Genomic DNA, 1,533 nt, shown 5'->3' with positions numbered 1-1,533 from the left:
CTGAGGACAAGCCCTCGGCCTATTAGTACCGGTCAACTCCACCCCTCACAGGGCTTCCATATCCGGCCTATCAACCCAGTCGTCTACTGGGAGCCTTACCCTCTCAAGGAGGTGGGAGTGCTCATCTCGAAGCAGGCTTCCCGCTTAGATGCTTTCAGCGGTTATCCCTCCCGAACGTAGCCAACCAGCCATGCCCTTGGCAGAACAACTGGCACACCAGAGGTCCGTCCGTCCCGGTCCTCTCGTACTAGGGACAGCCCTTCTCAACACTCCTACGCGCACAGCGGATAGGGACCGAACTGTCTCACGACGTTCTAAACCCAGCTCGCGTACCGCTTTAATGGGCGAACAGCCCAACCCTTGGGACCTACTCCAGCCCCAGGATGCGACGAGCCGACATCGAGGTGCCAAACCATCCCGTCGATATGGACTCTTGGGGAAGATCAGCCTGTTATCCCCGGGGTACCTTTTATCCGTTGAGCGACGGCGCTTCCACAAGCCACCGCCGGATCACTAGTCCCTACTTTCGTACCTGCTCGACCCGTCAGTCTCACAGTCAAGCTCCCTTGTGCACTTACACTCAACACCTGATTGCCAACCAGGCTGAGGGAACCTTTGGGCGCCTCCGTTACCCTTTAGGAGGCAACCGCCCCAGTTAAACTACCCACCAGACACTGTCCCTGATCCGGATCACGGACCCAGGTTAGACATCCAGCACGACCAGAGTGGTATTTCAACGACGGCTCCACCATGACTGGCGTCACGGCTTCAAAGCCTCCCACCTATCCTACACAAGCCGAACCGAACACCAATATCAAGCTATAGTAAAGGTCCCGGGGTCTTTCCGTCCTGCTGCGCGAAACGAGCATCTTTACTCGTAATGCAATTTCACCGGGCCTGTGGTTGAGACAGTCGAGAAGTCGTTACGCCATTCGTGCAGGTCGGAACTTACCCGACAAGGAATTTCGCTACCTTAGGATGGTTATAGTTACCACCGCCGTTTACTGGCGCTTAAGTTCTCAGCTTCGCCACGACGAATCGTGACTAACCGGTCCCCTTAACGTTCCAGCACCGGGCAGGCGTCAGTCCGTATACATCGCCTTACGGCTTCGCACGGACCTGTGTTTTTAGTAAACAGTCGCTTCTCGCTGGTCTCTGCGGCCACCACCAGCTCAGGGAGCACGTCCCGTCACCAGCAATGGCCCCCCTTCTCCCGAAGTTACGGGGGCATTTTGCCGAGTTCCTTAACCACAGTTCACCCGAACGCCTCGGTATTCTCTACCTGACCACCTGAGTCGGTTTGGGGTACGGGCCGCCATGAAACTCGCTAGAGGCTTTTCTCGACAGCATAGGATCATCCACTTCACCACAATCGGCTCGGCATCAGGTCTCAGACTTAGTGCTGCGCGGATTTGCCTACGCAACGTCCTACACCCTTACCCCGGGACTACCACCGCCCGGGCTGGACTACCTTCCTGCGTCACCCCATCGCTCACCTACTACAGGCTTGGACCGGCGGCTCCACCACGTCCC

The 1,533-nt window shown here is 57.3% G+C and carries 1 rRNA gene; it reads right to left on the bottom strand.

Features of this window, described 5'->3' with window-relative positions:
- Positions 1 to 2: 2 nt before the first annotated feature.
- A 23S ribosomal RNA gene (locus ACFY00_RS38100) occupies positions 3 to 1,533 on the bottom strand; the annotation flags it as partial.

It is taken from the genome of Kitasatospora sp. NPDC001540 (assembly GCF_042894345.1).
Classification (GTDB): Bacteria; Actinomycetota; Actinomycetes; order Streptomycetales; family Streptomycetaceae; genus Kitasatospora; species Kitasatospora phosalacinea_C.
This window is presented reverse-complemented; position numbering and strand designations above follow the sequence as displayed.